We start from the raw sequence: 16,076 nt of genomic DNA, 5'->3' as shown, positions 1-16,076 counted from the left end.
GCATGCTGACCCATGCGGATCTGGTGATCGTCGGTGCCGGCATGGTCGGCAGCGCCCTGGCCCTGGCCCTGGCCGACAGCGGCCTGTCGGTGGTGCTGCTCGACCGTGGCCCGCTCACCCCCGGCGCGGTCGAGAGCGACCTGCCCTTCGAACCCCGGGTCAGCGCCCTGTCGCTGGCCAGCCAGCGCATCCTGCAACGCCTGGGCGCCTGGGACGGCATCCTGGCGCGGCGTGTCAGTCCCTACCAGGCGATGCACGTCTGGGACGGCTCCGGCACCGGTGCCGTGCATTTCGATGCCGCCAGCGTGCACGCCGAGGTGCTCGGCCACATCGTCGAGAATCGCGTGGTGCAGGACGCCTTGCTCGGACGCCTGGCCGAGGCCAACGTCCTGCTCCTGCCCGAGGCGCGCCTGGAATTGCTGCGCCGCTCCGGTGATCAGTGGCTGGTGCAATTGGCCGGCGACCGCCAGATCCGCGCGCCGCTGGTAGTGGCCGCCGATGGCGCCACCTCCGCCGTGCGCCGCCTGGCCGGGCTGGAAACTCGCGAATGGGATTATCTGCACCACGCCATCGTCACCAGCGTGCGCTGCGCCGAATCGCATCAGCGCACCGCCTGGCAGAGATTCACCGACGACGGCCCGCTGGCCTTCCTGCCCCTGGACCGCGGCGGCGATACCCGCTGGTGCTCCATCGTCTGGTCCTGCACGCCCAAGCAGGGCGAGCGGCTGATGGCCCTGGACGACGCGGCCTTCTGCCAGGCCCTGGGCGAGGCCTTCGAGCAGCGCCTGGGCAAGGTGGAGTGCAGCGACACACGGCTGTGCATCCCCCTGCGCCAGCGCCATGCCAAGCGCTATGTGGAACCCGGTCTGGCCCTGATCGGCGATGCCGCCCACGTCATCCACCCGCTGGCCGGGCAGGGCGTGAACCTGGGCTTTCTCGACGCCGCGGTGCTGGCCGAGGAACTGCGCCATGCCCAGGCGCGCGGCGAATCCATCGCCGAGCAGCGGGTGCTGGAGCGCTACGAGCGCCGCCGCATGCCGCACAACCTGGCGATGATGGCGGCGATGGAAGGCTTCCAGCGGCTGTTCCAGGACGACCGCCTGCCGCTGCGCTGGCTGCGCAACGTCGCGCTCAAGCAGGTCGATCGCCATTTCGAAGCCAAGGCCCTGTTCGTGCGCCGCGCCCTGGGCCTGTCCGGCGATGTGCCGGAGCTGGCCAAGGTAGTGGCCTGACGGCCTCAGGCGTCGCCCAGGTCTCCGGCCAGCTCCAGCACCTGCTGCCGCCAGGTGGCCTCGCGGGGCAGGGCGAGGAAGTGCGGATTGAGAAAGGACTCGCGCATCTCGTAGGTGAGGGGCTGGCCGTCCAGGGTCAGGACCTCGCCGCCGGCGCCTTCCAGCACGCCCTGGGCGGCGGCGGTGTCCCACTGGGACGTGGGGGCGAGCCGGGGATAGAAGTCGGCCAGGCCTTCGGCCAGGAGGCAGCACTTGAGCGAGCTGCCGACGCTGACCAGCTTGGGTTCGCCCAGGGTGGTGCCCAGTTCTTCCAGCAGGCGCTGCTGCGCCGGACTGCCGTGGCGGCGACTGGCGACCACGGTGAAGGCTTCTTCCGGCTGGGTGCGCACGCCGATCTCGACGCCGTCCTCGCCCTGGATGCGGAAGGCGCCCAGTTCGCGACCGCCGCTGAAGCAGACGTCCCGAGTCGGGATGCCGACCACGCCGAAGATCACCTGGCCGCGTTCGACCAGGGCCACGTTGACGGTGAATTCCTCGCTGCCGTCGATGAATTCCTTGGTGCCGTCCAGGGGGTCGACCACCCACCAGACGTCCCAGGCGCTGCGCGCCGCGAAGGGAATGTCACAGGCTTCTTCCGACAGCACCGGCACGTCCGGGGTCAGGCGTGCCAGGCCTTCGGCCAGCACCCGGTGGGCGGCGAGGTCGGCGGCGGTCACCGGCGAGTCGTCGCTCTTCTGCCGTACCGCCACGCCCTGGCGCCAATGGGGCAGGATGGCCGCGCCGGCCTGGCGCACCAGGTCGATGACGTTGAGCACCAGCGGAGCGGTAATGGAAACGGGCGCCATCATGCCGGCAGTTCTCCGCGTTGGGTGAGCAGGTCGCGCACCAGGTAGAGGGCGGCCAGGGCGCGGCCTTCGGAAAAGCGCGGATTCTGCACCAGCTGCGACAGCTCGCGCAGGTCGACGCTGCTGACTTCGAGGGGCTCGGGTTCGTCGCCCGGCAGGCGCTCGGGATAGAGATCGCGGGCCAGCACCACGTGGATGCGCTGACTCATGTAGCCCGGGCTCAGCGACAGGGCGGTGAGGTATTCCAGCTGGCGCGCGCCAAAGCCGGCTTCTTCCTTGAGTTCGCGATTGGCGGCGTCGAGGATCTCCTCGCCCGGCTCCACCAGGCCCTTGGGCAGCGACAGCTCGTAGTCTTCCACGCCGCCGCAGTATTCCTCGATGAGCAGAGCGTGGGTGGCATTCTGCAGGGCCACCACCATCACCGCGCCATGACCGGTGCCCTTGTTGGCCAGGCGCTCGTAGGTGCGCTCCTCGCCGTTGGCGAAGCGCAACTGCATCTCCTCGACGGTGAACAGACGGCTCTTGGCCACGATCTGTCGGGCGAGAACAGTGGGTTTCTGGCGCATGGACGGCTCCTGGGCTGGGCGGACGGGTATGATAACCCGCCTGTTACATGATCCGGAGTCACCATGACCCCTCTCGACTGGAGCCGTATCGATACCGTGTTGCTGGACATGGACGGCACCCTGCTCGATCTGCATTTCGACAACCATTTCTGGCTAGAGTACCTGCCGCAGCGCTATGCCGAGCGCCACGGGCAGTCCCTGGCGCTGGCCAAGGCCGAGCTGGAGCCGCTGTTTCTCAGCCACCAGGGCAAGCTGACCTGGTACTGCCTGGACTTCTGGAGCGCCGAGCTGGGCTTTTCCATGCGCGAACTCAAGGAGGAGATCGCCCACCTGATCGCCCTGCGGCCGGACGCCGACACCTTTCTCGCCGCCCTGCAACGCGCCGGCAAGCGGGTGGCGCTGATCACCAACGCCCACCGCGATTCCCTGTCGCTGAAGCTGGAGCGTATCGAGCTGGCGCCCTATTTCGACCGGCTGATCAGCTCCCACGACTACGGCTTCCCCAAGGAAGAACAGCAGTTCTGGCACGCCCTGCAGGCGGACTTCGCCTTCGATCCGGCGCGCACCCTCTTTATCGACGACAACCTGCCGATCCTGCGCAGCGCCCGCGACTATGGCGTCGCCCACCTGCTGGCGATCCACGAGCCGGACAGCCGTCGCGGTCCCAAGGACAGCGAGGAGTTCGAGGCGGTGCGGGATTATCGCGAGCTGCTGCCGCAGTGAGGACTGCCGCAGTCCTGGCGACCCTCACCCCGGCCCTCTCCCAGGGGGAGAGGGGGCAGAGCGCCCGGAGGTAATCAGTGGATATCAAGCAACTGCGCTTTCTCATCGCCCTGGACGAGACGCGTCACTTCGGCCAGGCCGCGGCGCGCTGCCACGTCACCCAGCCGACCCTGTCCATGCGCCTGCGTGGTCTGGAAGACGAGCTGGGCGTGGAGCTGGTGCGTCGCGGGCAGCGCTTCGAGGGATTCACCGAGGCGGGGCAGCGCATTCTCGCCTGGGCGCGCACCCTGATGGCCGCTCATGACGGTCTCTATGCCGAAGCCCAGGCCTTCCAGGGGCAACTGGTGGGCACCCTGAGGGTCGGCCTGGTGCCGCTGGCCAGCTTCGATCCCATGCCGCTGCTGCAGCACCTGCGCCTGCTGCACCCCAAGCTGCATTTCCAGCTGCAGGTGCTCAGCACCGAGCGCATCCTCGAAGCCGTGGCCAGCAATCGCCTGGAGCTGGGCATCTCCTACCTGGAACACCTGGATCCGGCGCGCTTCGACAGCCTGACCCTGACCGAGACGCGCATGGGCCTGCTCTATGACGAGCGGCATTTCAGCTTCGACCAGGCCGCGCTGGATTGGCAGGCGGTGGCCGGCTTGCCGCTCGGCCTGCTTACCGGCGCCATGCATTTTCGCCAGTCGGTGGACCATGGCTTTCGCAGCCTGGGGCTGACGCCGCAGCCGGTGCTGGAGACCGACGCCGTCTATCTGCTCTTGCAGGCGGTCAATGCCGGTCTCTGCTGCGCCGTGGTGCCCCTGGCCGGCGGTTTCGATCGGCTCACCCCCCATGCGCGGCTGATCCCCATCGCCACGGCCCGTACCCTGGCGCCCCTGGGGCTGCTCATTCGTCGGACCGAACCCCGACTGGCGGTCGCCGATGCCTGTTTCCAAGCGGTCAAGGCGCTCTATGCCGAGAGTGATAGATAGCGTTTATCAAGGCATCGGTCATAGCGATTAGACGCCCCGGGATGTGCTGGTTAATCTTTGATCTGTGTCAAACCGCCGCAGGTCGTTTTCGCCCATGTCCCAGGATTCGCCAGACCTCGTTGCCGCGCCCCCCGCCGGCTATGCCTTCGCCGAGCTGGAGCAGCCTGCCGTGCGCGGCGAACAGCCGCTGGCCGAGGAGGTGGCGCTGGCCATCGCCTACAACGGCATCAGCCATGCGGTGATGATGGCGACGCCGGCCGACGTCGAAGACTACGTGGTCGGTTTCAGCCTCAGCGCCGGTATCGTCAATGCCATCGACGACATCTATGGCATCCAGGTGCGGCGTGTTGGCGAAGCCCTCAATGTCGACGTCGAGATCAGCAGCCGTACCTTCTGGGCGCTCAAGCAGCAGCGCCGCCAGCTGGCCGGCACCAGTGGCTGCGGCCTGTGCGGGGTCGAGGCCCTGGAACAGGCGCTGCCGCAGCTGGATCGCCTGCGCAAGGTGCCGCTGCCACCGGCCGCCCACCTGCATGACCTGCGCCAACGCATCGATGCCGCCCAGGACCTGGGCCAGCGCAGCGGCGCAGTGCATGCCGCGTTGTTCATCGACGGCCAGGGCGAACTGACCCTGTGTCGCGAGGACATCGGCCGCCACAACGCCCTGGACAAGCTGATCGGCGCCCTGCTGCGCCAGCGCCAGCCGGTGCGCGAGGGCTGCGTGGTGGTCACCAGCCGTTGCAGCCTCGAACTCATCCACAAGGCGGTGCGGGCCGGACTCGCCACCCTCATCACCCTGTCGGCGCCTACCGGGCTGGCCGTGGAGTGGGCGCGCCGTCATCGTCTCAATCTGATCCATCTGCCACACCGGTCGCCGCCGCGGGTATATGCCCCGGCGCCGGTGGCCCCTTGATCCCACGGGAATCGCCATGAACAAACCTCAGCAGTCCTTCAAACCCTATCAAGGCCCCGCCGCCGGCTGGGGCGCCCTGAAGAGCGTGGTGCACTTCTGGCTCGACAGCGGCAACGCCTTCAAGAATCTGCGTACCCTGCTCAAGACCAACCAAGACCATGGCTTCGACTGCCCCGGCTGCGCCTGGGGCGAGGCCCCGGAAAACGGCCTGGTGAAGTTTTGCGAGAACGGCGCCAAGGCGGTCAACTGGGAAGCCACCAAACGCCGCGTCGATGCCGCTTTCTTCGCTCGCCACAGCGTGACCTCGCTGCTGGAGCAGAGCGACTACTGGCTCGAATACCAGGGCCGGCTGACCGAGCCGCTGCGCTATGACGCGGCCACCGATCGCTATGTGCCCATCGCCTGGGACGCCGCCTTCGCGCTGATCGCCAAGGAGCTCAAGGCCCTGGCCAGCCCCGACGAAGCCGAGTTCTATACCTCGGGGCGCGCCAGCAACGAGGCGGCCTTCCTCTATCAGCTGTTCGTGCGCGCCTATGGCACCAACAACTTCCCCGACTGCTCGAACATGTGCCACGAGGCCAGTGGCGTCGGCCTGGGCCGCAGCATCGGCGTCGGCAAGGGCACCGTGACCTATCACGACCTGGACGAGGCGGATGCCATCTTCGTCATCGGCCAGAACCCCGGCACCAACCACCCGCGCATGATCGAGACCTTGCGCAACGCGGTGAAGCGCGGCGCCCAGGTGGTCTGCTTCAACCCGCTCAAGGAGCGCGGCCTGGAGCGCTTCCAGCATCCGCAAAGTCCGCTGGAGATGCTTACCAACGACTCGCGGCCGACCAACACCGCCTACTTCCGTCCGGCCCTGGGCGGTGACATGGCGGCGCTGCGCGGCATCGCCAAGTACCTCCTGCAGTGGGAGCGCGAAGCCGCTGCCAAGGGCGCCAAGCGCGTCTTCGACCACGATTTCATCGCCGCCCACACCCTGGGCATGGACGACTACCTGGCCCAGGTCGACGCCACCTCCTGGGAACTGATCGAGCGCCAGTCGGGCTTGTCGCTGCACGAGATCGAACAGGCCGCGCGCATGTATGCCCGCGCCGAGAAGGTCATCATCTGCTGGGCCATGGGCATCACCCAGCACCGCCATTCGGTGGCCACGGTGCAGGAGATCGCCAACCTGCAGCTGCTCTGCGGCCACATCGGCCGGCCCGGCGCCGGCCTCTGCCCGGTGCGCGGCCACAGCAACGTCCAGGGCGACCGCACCATGGGCATCGACGAGAAGGCCCCGGCCTGGCTCAGCGACGCCCTGGCCAAGCGCTTCGCCTTCGAGCCGCCGCGCAATCGTGGTCACAACACCGTGGAGGCCATCGCCGCCATGGAGCAGGGCAAGGCCAAGGTGTTCATCGGCCTTGGCGGCAACTTCGCCCAGGCCACCCCGGACACCCCGCGCACCCACAGGGCGCTGCGCCAGTGCGACCTGACCGTGCATATCGCCACCAAGCTCAACCGCAGCCACCTGGTGACCGGTCGCCAGGCGCTGATCCTGCCCTGCCTGGGCCGCACCGAGATGGACGTGCAGAAGGGCGGCAAGCAGGCCATCACCGTGGAAGACAGCTTTAGTATGGTGCACGCCTCGGCCGGTATCCTGCGGCCACTGTCGTCGCAGATGAAGTCCGAGCCGGCCATTGTCGCCGGCCTGGCCAAGGCCACCCTGGGCAACCATCCGGTGGACTGGGACTGGCTGATCGAGGATTACGACCGCATCCGCGACCTGATCGCCGACGTCATCCCCGGCTTTCAGGACTTCAACGCGCGTCTCGCTGCACCCGGCGGTTTCTACCTGGGCAACAAGGCCGGGCGCCGCGAGTGGAACACCCCCACCGGCAAGGCCAACTTCGCGGCCAATGCGCTGTTGCATGACCTCTTGCCGGACGCGGTCCGTCGCCAGGGCATCAAGCCGGATCTGATCCTGCAGACCATGAGATCCCACGACCAGTACAACACCACCATCTACAGCCTCGACGATCGCTATCGCGGCGTAAAGGGCCAGCGCGATGTGGTCTTCGTCAACCAGGCCGATCTGGATCGCCTGGGCGTGGCCGCCGGCGAGAAGGTGGATCTGGTCGCCCTGTGGGACGACGGCCTCGAGCGCCGGGTCCGCGGCTTCACCGCGTTGCCGTTCGACATCCCGGTCGGCCAGGCCGCCGGTTACTATCCGGAGACCAATCCGCTGGTGCCCCTGGAAAGCTACGGCGAGGGCAGCTTCACGCCCACCTCCAAGTTCGTCGCCATCAAGGTCGAGAAGGCCAGCGCCGACAACCGCATCGCCTCGGTGGCCTGATCGGGGTTAGGCTGTCCTCTCGATTCGAGAGGGCAGCCATGCAGCGCATCGTCACCTGGCTCAGCGCGACCTGGTCCGCTACGGGCTGCTCGCCGCTCTCGCCGACCTGAACCTGCCCGACGCCTGGCTGGCTGCTGGCTTCGTGCGCAATCTGGTTTGGGATCGACTGCACGGCCATGCTGAGCCGACGCCGCTGGCGGATCTGGATGTCATCTATTTCGATGCCGCCGACTGCCGGCCCGAGCGGGACAGGGAGATCGAAGCGCTGTTGGCGGCGCAGGCGCCGGGCTGGCCCTGGTCGGTCAAGAATCAGGCGCGGATGCATTTGCGTAACGGCGATCGCCCTTATCGCCACTGCCGGGATGCCATGGCCCACTGGCCCGAGGTGGAAACGGCGCTGGCCGCCCGCCTTACTCCGGCAGGCGCTATCGAAGTGATCAGCCCTTTCGCTCAGTCCGGGCTCTTTGCCCTGCACCTCACGCCCAACCCCTGGCGGCCCCGGCCCGAGGCCTTTCGTCAGCGCGTCGCGACCAAGGGTTGGCTCGGGCGGTGGCCGCGATTGCGGATTCAGGCGCCTTGACGGTGCTCGCGCAGGCTTTGCTCGGCAGTGCCTGCCGATGGCGTTGCGGCAGGGCTGTCGAGCGCGACGCCTTTTGCGCCTTTGGCGTGGCAGCCGGGCTGCCAGGCGGTACCCAAGGACCGCCCGGTACAGGCCTCAGACCTTGAATCTTGCGGTCAGCTCCTGCAGTTGCAGGCTCAGGTGAGCCAGTTCGGTGCTGGAGCCGGCGGTCTTCTCGGTGGCAGCAGCGGTCTGGTCGGCGACCTCGTGGACCTTGACCACGCTGCGGCTGATGTTTTCACCGGCCGCGCTCTGCTGCTCGACCGCGGTGGCGATCTGCTCGTTCATGGCCTCGATCTCGCCCACTGCGCTGCTGACGCTGGCCAGGACCACACCCGCCTGGCGGGTCAGGTCGACGCTGTCGCCAGTCAGCTGGATATTGCGGTCCAGGGCGGCGCTCATCTTGTCGGTGCTGCCGTGCAGGCTGGTGATGAGGCTGGCGATCTCGTCGGTAGAGGAGCGCGTGCGCTGCGCCAGGCCGCGCACCTCGTCGGCCACCACGGCGAAGCCGCGACCCGCCTCACCGGCACGGGCGGCCTCGATGGCGGCATTCAGCGCCAGCAGGTTGGTCTGTTCGGCGACCGTCTTGATCACGTCCAGCACCCCGCCGATGCGGTCGGCATCCTGTTTGAGCAGCCCCATGGTGACCTGGGTGCTGTCCACTTCCTGAGCCAGGGTCTGGATCTGGGCAGCGACCTGGTTGACCATCTCATCGCCTTCACGGGTCTTGAGGGTGGCCTCGCGGGCGGAGGCCGAGGCCAGTTCGGCATTGCGGGCCACTTCGCTGATGGTGGCGGTCATCTGCTGCATGGCGGTAGCGATCTGTTCGGTCTCGACCTTTTGCGCCGTGGCACCGGAGCGCGTCTGCTGGGTGATGGCGGAGAGTTCTTCGGCGGCGCTGGCCACCTGGACGACGCCATCCTTCTGTTCGCGGATCAGGTCGCGCAAGTTGACGATCATGCGTTGCATGGCCGCCTGCAACTGGCCGAGCTCGTCCTTGCGCTCCGTCTGGGTCTGGACGGTCAGGTCGCCGGCGGCAAGCTGCTCCACGGTCGCCAGGGTCTGGCGCAGCGGGGTCACGATGGAGCGGGTGATGATCCAGGCCGCGACCAGGCTCAGCAGCACCGCCAGCAGCAGGCCACCCAGGAGCATCAGCTTGGCGTCGCGAATGTCGCCGAGGCGGAACTGACCCTGGACCTGCTTCATCTCGTCGGCGGTCTTGAGCAGCGCCTGGATGCGCTGGTCGAGGCCCTGGTCCGCGTCTTCGTACTGCTTCTGGATACTGAACAGCTGTTGCACCTGGCGCTGATATCCGTCGTAGAGCCCTGGTAATGGCTGTAGGCCCGGGGTCGAGATGCTGCTGGCTGGCAAGGCCTTGAGCACGTTGCCGACCCGGCTCAGGGACGCCTGCAGAGCTTCCTGCTGCGGACCGGCAGACTTGAGTACATAGAGGCGCAGATCGATTCGCAGTTTCTGCAGTGCCGCCAGTAGGGGAGGCAGCTGCACACCGCCATGGTCGATCTCGCTGTCCAGCGTGCTGGACGCCTCCTGCAGGTGCTTGTCCATGGTATCGCCGGTATCGCGGATGCTCTGCACCAGGGTGGTACGGTCCCGGGTCACCTTCAGCGTCTGCTGATAGAGGTCACGATATTCCTTGAGGGTCTGCTCGGTACGGGCCAGCAGCGCCTGACTCTCCGGCCGCTTGAAGAGCGGACGGGCTACCTTCAGTTGCTGTTCGAGGGCGTCGATGGCCAGTTTCCAGCGATTGGCCTGATCCGCTTCCGGCATTAGAGCGAAATCCGTACGGGCATTGCGCATGTCACGGGTGAGCAGGCCGATCTGGGTGAACTGCTCGATGAGATTGCCGCGCCGGCCCAGGGCCTGGATACCATCCCAGCCGGCATAGGCAATGGCCAGGGTCAGGATGATCAGGGCGGTGAAACCGGAAAACAGCTTCGTACGAACACTCATATTGCTCATTTTCATGGGGCTATTCCCGATGTTCGGCGGAAAGTTCCGGAGTTTGAAAGGTGATGAGAAGTGGCGGAATTTAGCCGAGGGTAATGCGGGAAAGTCTTATATTTACAATATTTAATTAAAGGTAAGTCTATTTATGATGCACGGAAATCCCTGCTTGTTTGGCTGGTTGTTGGTCTCTAGTCTCGATGGTTGTTGATTAGTTAAAGTGCGGTTCAGAAGTTCGGTTGAATAAGGTAGTGATATTTTTAATAGGCTACTTTTTTATTAGTATTTCTTTATTTCTGCAGGAAAAGGCTGAATATCGAGCCCTGCAGGTCTGAGTCCGTCGAAGAAGGGTATCTGGGGGGCGCCTCACGGCCGGCAGGTAGAGCTTTCAGTGGCAGGAATGGACGACGTTCCGTCATCATCGGCTGTCCGGCGAACCCTGGAATACCGCTAGACTCCATAGAAAGGTCATTCGCTTTCCCTCTCTGGCAAGGAATCCCCATGTCCACCACGGAGCGTCGCCGCGCCTTTCTTCAGCATCCGGGCTTTTCGCGGCTGTTTGCACCCGGGCGCCTGACCCTGGGCTTTCTGCTGCCGCTGGAGGGCTATCCCGACGATCCCATGCCGACCCTGCGCGACCACGCCCGCCTGGCGCGGCTGGCCGACCAGCTGGGCTTCGCGGCGCTCTGGGCGCGCGACGTGCCCTTCTACGATCCCGGCTTCAACGATGCCGGCCAGGTGTTCGAACCCTTCACCTATCTCGGCTACCTGGCGGGTATCACCCAGCACCTGACCCTGGCCACCGGCAGCGCTGTCATCACCCTGCGCCATCCGCTGCACCTGGCCAAGATGGCGGCCTCGGTCGACCAGTTGAGCGATGGCCGGCTGGTGCTGGGGGTGGCCTCCGGCGATCGCCCGGTGGAATACCCGGCCTTCGGCCTGGAGAGTGAATTCGAGCGGCGGGGCGAGCGCTTTCGCGATGCCTTCGAGATGTTTCGCCTGGCCGGCGAGACTAATTTCCCGCTCGGGGCCTTTCGCCGCTTCGGCGATCTGCAGGGTCAGGCCGATCTGGTGCCCAAGCCGGTGCATGGCCGCATCCCGGCGCTGGTCACCGGGCGCAGTCGGCAGACGGTTGACTGGATCGCCGCCAAGGCGGATGGCTGGTTCTATTATTTCGTACCGGCCGAGCACGTTCCGGCGCTGACGCGGGTCTGGCGCGAGGCGCTGGACGAGATCGGTGGGCGCGAGTTGTTCAAGCCCTTCGCCCAGGGGCTGTTCTTCGAGTTGGCCCGCGATCCGGCCCAGCCGCCTCGGCCCATCCATGCCGGCTTGTCCTGCGGGCGGCGGGCGTTGGTGGACTACCTCGGTCAGTTGCAGGAAGCCGGCGTCAATCACCTGGCCCTCAACCTGCGCCCCTCACGGCGTCCGGCCAGCGAAGTAGTCCAGGAACTGGGCGAATTCGTACTCCCGCACTTTCCTTCCCTGCAGCCGTAGCGATCATCGCGGTGTGGCGCCAGGTAACACTTGTCTGGCTAACGATTCCCGGCCGTCGTCACCCGGGCAGGCGATTCCCCTGTGGTAGGGGTTCAACCAGGTCGCACCTCTTGGCCTGATCTCTGCATAACCTTCCGTTCTGTTACCCGGCTTTCGGTGCAACCGGATCGACGGTAGAACCTTGCGGGTTGCACTTGGTTGCACTTTTCTTTCGAGCGGCGCTAAGCTGCGCCGAATTTCGACGCCTTCTTGCTTGAGGACCTGCGCATGGCCACTACCACCACCCTGGGCGTAAAGCTCGACGAAGCCACCCGCGATCGCCTCAAGGAAGCGGCGCGCCGTATCGATCGGACGCCTCACTGGCTGATCAAGCAGGCCATTTATACCTATCTGGAAACCCTGGAAAGCGGCGCGACCCTTGCCGATCTGCAGGGTATCGCCCAGCGCCTGGCCGAGGGCGACAACGAAGCCGTCGAGGCCCTGGCCGATCCGGTTTACCAGCCCTTCCTGGAATTCGCCGAAAGCATCCTGCCGCAATCGGTGCTGCGCTCGGCCATCACCGCGGCCTATCGCCGGCCGGAAGAGGAACTGCTGCCGCTGCTGCTGGAGCAGGCGCGCCTGCCGGCGGCCCAGGCCAAGGCCACCCATGAGCTGGCGCACCGCATCGCCGAGAAGCTGCGCAACGCCAAGGGTGCAACCGGGCGCGCTGGAATGGTGCAGAGTCTGCTCCGTGAGTTCTCGCTGTCGTCCCAGGAGGGCGTGGCCCTGATGTGCCTGGCCGAAGCCCTGCTGCGCATTCCCGACAAGGGCACCCGCGATGCCTTGATTCGCGACAAGATCAGCACCGGCAACTGGCAACCGCACCTGGGCAACAGCCCCTCGCTGTTCGTCAACGCCGCCACCTGGGGCCTGCTGCTGACCGGCCGCTTGGTCTCCACCCACAACGAGGCCGGTCTCACCAGTTCGCTCAATCGCCTCATCGGCAAGAGCGGCGAACCAGTGATCCGCAAGGGCGTGGACATGGCCATGCGCCTGATGGGCGAGCAGTTCGTCACCGGCGAGACCATCGCCGAGGCCCTGGCCAACGCCAGCAAGTTCGAGGCGAAGGGCTTCCGCTACAGCTACGACATGCTCGGCGAAGCCGCCCTGACCGAAGCCGATGCCCGCCGCTACCTGGCCTCCTACGAGCAGGCTATCCACTCCATCGGCAAGGCCTCCCATGGCCGTGGCATCTACGAAGGCCCGGGCATCTCCATCAAGCTCTCGGCGCTGCATCCGCGCTACAGCCGCGCCCAGTACGACCGGGTGATGAGCGAGCTCTATCCGCGCCTGCTGGAACTGACCCTGCTGGCCAAGCGCTACGACATCGGCCTGAACATCGACGCCGAGGAAGCCGATCGCCTGGAGATCTCCCTGGATCTCCTGGAGCGCCTGTCCTTCGAGCCGCAACTGGCCGGCTGGAACGGTATCGGCTTCGTCATCCAGGCCTACCAGAAGCGCTGCCCGCTGGTGATCGACTACCTGATCGACCTAGCTCGGCGCAGCCGTCGGCGCCTGATGATCCGGCTGGTCAAGGGCGCCTACTGGGACAGCGAGATCAAGCGCGCCCAGGTGGAGGGCCTGGAGGGCTATCCGGTCTATACCCGCAAGGTCTACACCGACGTGGCCTACCTGGCCTGCGCCCGCAAGCTCCTGGCGGCGCCGGAATCCATCTACCCGCAATTCGCCACCCACAACGCCCACACCCTGGCCGCCATCTACCAGCTCGGCGGGCAGAACTACTACCCCGGCCAGTACGAATTCCAGTGCCTGCACGGCATGGGCGAGCCGCTGTACGAGCAGGTGGTGGGCAGCGTCAAGGACGGCAAGCTGGCACGGCCGTGCCGCATCTATGCCCCGGTGGGCACCCACGAGACGCTGCTGGCCTACCTGGTCCGCCGCCTCCTGGAAAACGGCGCCAACACCTCCTTCGTCAACCGCATCGCCGACCACTCCATCTCCCTCGATGAACTGGTGGCCGATCCGGTGGTGCAGATCGAGCAGCAGTCCACCAATGAAGGCGCCATCGGCCTGCCGCATCCGCGCATTCCCCATCCCAGCGCCCTGTACGGCGCTGAGCGCTGCAATTCCAGCGGTCTGGACCTGTCCAGCGAACACCGCCTGGGTTCGCTGTCCGCGGCCCTGCTGGCCAGTGGCAACACCGCCTGGGAAGCCCGCCCGCTGCTGGGTCGCGCCAGCGAGCCGTCGATTGCACAACCGGTGCTCAATCCGGCCGATCGCCGCGATCGCGTCGGCCAGGTCAGCAACGCCACCCGCGCCGATGTCGACATCGCCCTGGAAGAAGCCCTGGCCGCCGCACCCATCTGGCAATCCACGCCGCCCGAGCAGCGCGCCGCCGCGCTGGATCGCGCCGCCGAACTGATGGAGGCACAGATCCAGCCGCTGATGGGCCTGCTGGTACGTGAAGCCGGCAAGACCTACGCCAACGCCATCGCCGAGGTGCGCGAGGCGGTGGACTTCCTGCGCTACTACGCCGCCCTGGTGCGTCGCGACTTCGCCAATGACAGCCACCGCCCCCTGGGTCCGGTGGTCTGCATCAGCCCCTGGAACTTCCCCCTGGCCATATTCAGCGGCCAGATCGCCGCGGCCCTGGCCGCTGGCAACACGGTGCTGGCCAAGCCGGCGGAGCAGACCCCGCTGATCGCCGCCCAGGCCGTGCGTATCCTGCTGGAAGCCGGCATCCCCGAAGGCGTGCTGCAACTGCTGCCGGGCGAGGGCTCCAGCATCGGCGCCGCGTTGGTCAACGATGTCCGGGTCAAGGGCGTGATGTTCACCGGCTCCACCGAGGTGGCCCAGATCCTGGCGCGCAACATCGCCGGACGCCTGGACGCCCAGGGCCGGCCGATCCCGCTGATCGCCGAGACCGGCGGCCAGAACGCCATGATCGTCGACTCCTCGGCCCTGGCCGAGCAGGTGGTGGCCGACGTGGTCGCTTCCGCCTTCGACAGCGCCGGTCAGCGCTGCTCGGCCCTGCGTGTGCTCTGCGTGCAGGACGACGTGGCCGATCGCGTGCTGGAAATGCTCAAGGGCGCCATGGCCGAGTGCCGCCTGGGCAATCCGGAGAATCTGGCCATCGACATCGGCCCGGTGATCGACGGCGAGGCCAAGGCCACCATCGACAAGCACATCCAGACCCTGCGCGGTAAGGGTCGCCGGGTACACCAGGGCGGGCGCGTGGAAGGCGATGCCATCCACCGCGGCACCTTCGTCATGCCCACCCTGATCGAGCTGGAGAGCCTGGCCGAACTGGGGCGCGAGGTCTTCGGCCCGGTGCTGCACGTGGTGCGCTATGGCCGCAAGGACCTGGACAAGGTCATCGACCAGATAAACGCCACCGGCTATGGCCTGACCTTCGGCGTGCACACCCGCATCGACGAGACCATCGCCAAGGTGGTGGAGCGCGCCCATGCCGGCAACCTCTACGTCAACCGCAACATGGTCGGCGCGGTGGTCGGGGTGCAGCCCTTCGGCGGCGAAGGCCTCTCGGGCACCGGTCCCAAGGCGGGCGGTCCGCTGTACCTCTATCGCCTGCTCAGTACCCGCCCGGATGGCGATCCCGCGGTAGCCCTGGCCAAGGGCAGCACCGGCGAGACCGAATGGCAGGTGCGCGACGCCCTGCGCCAGCAGGCCGGCAATCCGCTGGGCGCCCTGCACGATTGGGCCAAGCAACAAGGCCTGGGCGAGCTGGAGCAGGCCTGCCTGAGATTCGCCGAGGAATCCCTGAGCGGCCTGACCCGGCTGCTGCCGGGCCCGACCGGCGAGCGCAACAGCTACAGCCTGCTGCCGCGCAGCCGGGTACTGTGCCTGGCGACGGACGAAAGCGATCTGCTGCTGCAACTGGCGGCGGTCATGGCAGTGGGCAGTACTGCCCTGGTCGAGGAGACTCACAAGACGATCCTGACCCGCCTGCCGCACGCCGTGCGTTCGCGCGTCCAGGTCGCGACCGACTGGCGCAAGGACGAGGTCGCCTTCGAGGCGGTCCTGCACCACGGCGATTCCGATCAGCTGCGCCAGGTCTGCCAGCAGGTGGCCAAGCGCAATGGTCCCATCGTCGGCGTCCAGGGCCTGGCCCGCGGCGAGACCGCCATCCCGCTGGAGCGCCTGCTCATCGAGCGCGCCCTTAGCGTGAATACCGCAGCGGCGGGTGGTAATGCGAGTCTGATGACCATCGGCTGATTGGCTGATTGGCTGATTGGCTTCGACGGTGGAGCCGTTTCAACCCAACCTACGGACGCGCCGCGGTTCCCCCTCTCCCTCCGGGAGAGGGTTGGGGTGAGGGCGAGGTGCGAGGGATAGGCCCAGGGCTGTTGGGCTGGGATGGTGGAGCCGCCTTAACCCAACCTACGAATG

At 66.7% G+C, this 16,076-nt stretch carries 11 protein-coding genes and 1 pseudogene; 8 read left to right on the top strand and 4 right to left on the bottom strand.

Annotated elements, in window-relative coordinates:
* The first annotated feature begins 2 nt into the window (after window positions 1-2).
* Complete coding sequence (locus EC839_RS09080) at window positions 3-1,232, top strand: 2-octaprenyl-3-methyl-6-methoxy-1,4-benzoquinol hydroxylase (protein ID WP_007161330.1); 1,230 nt, start codon at window positions 3-5, stop codon at window positions 1,230-1,232.
* Window positions 1,233-1,237: 5 nt separating this feature from the next.
* Here EC839_RS09080 and cysQ read toward each other — a convergent pair whose 3' ends face one another.
* Window positions 1,238-2,080 (bottom strand): 3'(2'),5'-bisphosphate nucleotidase CysQ, encoded by an 843-nt coding sequence (cysQ, locus tag EC839_RS09075; RefSeq protein ID WP_007161329.1) that lies wholly within the window; start codon window positions 2,078-2,080, stop codon window positions 1,238-1,240.
* Window positions 2,077-2,643 carry an ADP compounds hydrolase NudE gene (gene nudE / locus EC839_RS09070; RefSeq protein WP_007161328.1) on the bottom strand — a complete coding sequence of 189 codons (567 nt, stop codon included), beginning with the start codon at window positions 2,641-2,643 and terminating at the stop codon, window positions 2,077-2,079. Before nudE ends, cysQ begins: the two co-directional genes overlap by 4 nt.
* 63 nt (window positions 2,644-2,706) lie before the next feature.
* Here nudE and yrfG point away from each other — a divergent pair, with 63 nt between their 5' ends.
* The 5 genes from yrfG to EC839_RS09045 all read left to right on the top strand — a co-directional run bounded on the left by yrfG (window position 2,707) and on the right by EC839_RS09045 (window position 8,168).
* On the top strand, window positions 2,707-3,366 hold the full coding sequence (yrfG, locus tag EC839_RS09065; protein ID WP_007161327.1) for a GMP/IMP nucleotidase: 660 nt from the start codon (window positions 2,707-2,709) through the stop codon (window positions 3,364-3,366).
* A 77-nt stretch (window positions 3,367-3,443) separates the two neighbouring features.
* Window positions 3,444-4,337, top strand: coding sequence for a LysR family transcriptional regulator (locus EC839_RS09060; protein ID WP_007161326.1), 894 nt, complete (start codon window positions 3,444-3,446; stop codon window positions 4,335-4,337).
* 94 nt (window positions 4,338-4,431) lie between these two features.
* Window positions 4,432-5,247, top strand: coding sequence for a formate dehydrogenase accessory sulfurtransferase FdhD (fdhD, locus tag EC839_RS09055; protein WP_007161325.1), 816 nt, complete (start codon window positions 4,432-4,434; stop codon window positions 5,245-5,247).
* A 16-nt stretch (window positions 5,248-5,263) separates the two neighbouring features.
* A complete protein-coding gene (locus EC839_RS09050) occupies window positions 5,264-7,588 on the top strand; it encodes an FdhF/YdeP family oxidoreductase (RefSeq protein ID WP_007161324.1) in 2,325 nt (774 codons plus the stop codon).
* Between the two features lie 142 nt (window positions 7,589-7,730).
* Window positions 7,731-8,168: a nucleotidyltransferase family protein gene (locus EC839_RS09045; RefSeq protein ID WP_007161323.1), complete on the top strand. Its 438-nt coding sequence runs from the start codon at window positions 7,731-7,733 to the stop codon at window positions 8,166-8,168.
* Window positions 8,169-8,303: 135 nt separating this feature from the next.
* Here the strand turns inward: EC839_RS09045 and EC839_RS24900 are convergent, their stop codons facing one another.
* Together EC839_RS24900 and EC839_RS24895 are read right to left on the bottom strand one after the other, a co-directional pair.
* Window positions 8,304-9,017 (bottom strand): methyl-accepting chemotaxis protein, encoded by a 714-nt coding sequence (locus EC839_RS24900; RefSeq protein ID WP_372237649.1) that lies wholly within the window; start codon window positions 9,015-9,017, stop codon window positions 8,304-8,306.
* Between the two features lie 141 nt (window positions 9,018-9,158).
* Window positions 9,159-10,178, bottom strand: a pseudogene (locus tag EC839_RS24895) (methyl-accepting chemotaxis protein); the annotation flags it as partial.
* A gap of 495 nt (window positions 10,179-10,673) precedes the next feature.
* Between EC839_RS24895 and EC839_RS09035 the strand changes: the two are divergent.
* The gene (locus EC839_RS09035; RefSeq protein ID WP_007161321.1) at window positions 10,674-11,666 is read left to right on the top strand and encodes an LLM class oxidoreductase; all 993 of its coding nucleotides are present in this window, start codon (window positions 10,674-10,676) and stop codon (window positions 11,664-11,666) included.
* Window positions 11,667-11,933: 267 nt separating this feature from the next.
* Window positions 11,934-15,902, top strand: a complete 3,969-nt coding sequence (gene putA / locus EC839_RS09030; protein ID WP_007161320.1) for a trifunctional transcriptional regulator/proline dehydrogenase/L-glutamate gamma-semialdehyde dehydrogenase — start codon at window positions 11,934-11,936, stop codon at window positions 15,900-15,902.
* Window positions 15,903-16,076 lie beyond the last annotated feature (174 nt).

The sequence above is a fragment of the Pseudomonas sp. JUb52 genome (assembly GCF_004341115.1).
Lineage (GTDB): Bacteria > Pseudomonadota > Gammaproteobacteria > Pseudomonadales > Pseudomonadaceae > Chryseomonas > Chryseomonas oryzihabitans.
This window is presented reverse-complemented; position numbering and strand designations above follow the sequence as displayed.

Coding starts and splice junctions, on each gene's coding strand:
- putA (WP_007161320.1), top strand. CDS start 11,934: ATGGCCACTACCACCACCCTGGGCGTAAAGCTCGACGAAGCCACCCGC.
- nudE (WP_007161328.1), bottom strand. CDS start 2,643: ATGCGCCAGAAACCCACTGTTCTCGCCCGACAGATCGTGGCCAAGAGC.
- EC839_RS09035 (WP_007161321.1), top strand. CDS start 10,674: ATGTCCACCACGGAGCGTCGCCGCGCCTTTCTTCAGCATCCGGGCTTT.
- cysQ (WP_007161329.1), bottom strand. CDS start 2,080: ATGATGGCGCCCGTTTCCATTACCGCTCCGCTGGTGCTCAACGTCATC.
- EC839_RS09080 (WP_007161330.1), top strand. CDS start 3: ATGCTGACCCATGCGGATCTGGTGATCGTCGGTGCCGGCATGGTCGGC.
- yrfG (WP_007161327.1), top strand. CDS start 2,707: ATGACCCCTCTCGACTGGAGCCGTATCGATACCGTGTTGCTGGACATG.
- EC839_RS24900 (WP_372237649.1), bottom strand. CDS start 9,017: ATGCAGCAGATGACCGCCACCATCAGCGAAGTGGCCCGCAATGCCGAA.
- fdhD (WP_007161325.1), top strand. CDS start 4,432: ATGTCCCAGGATTCGCCAGACCTCGTTGCCGCGCCCCCCGCCGGCTAT.
- EC839_RS09050 (WP_007161324.1), top strand. CDS start 5,264: ATGAACAAACCTCAGCAGTCCTTCAAACCCTATCAAGGCCCCGCCGCC.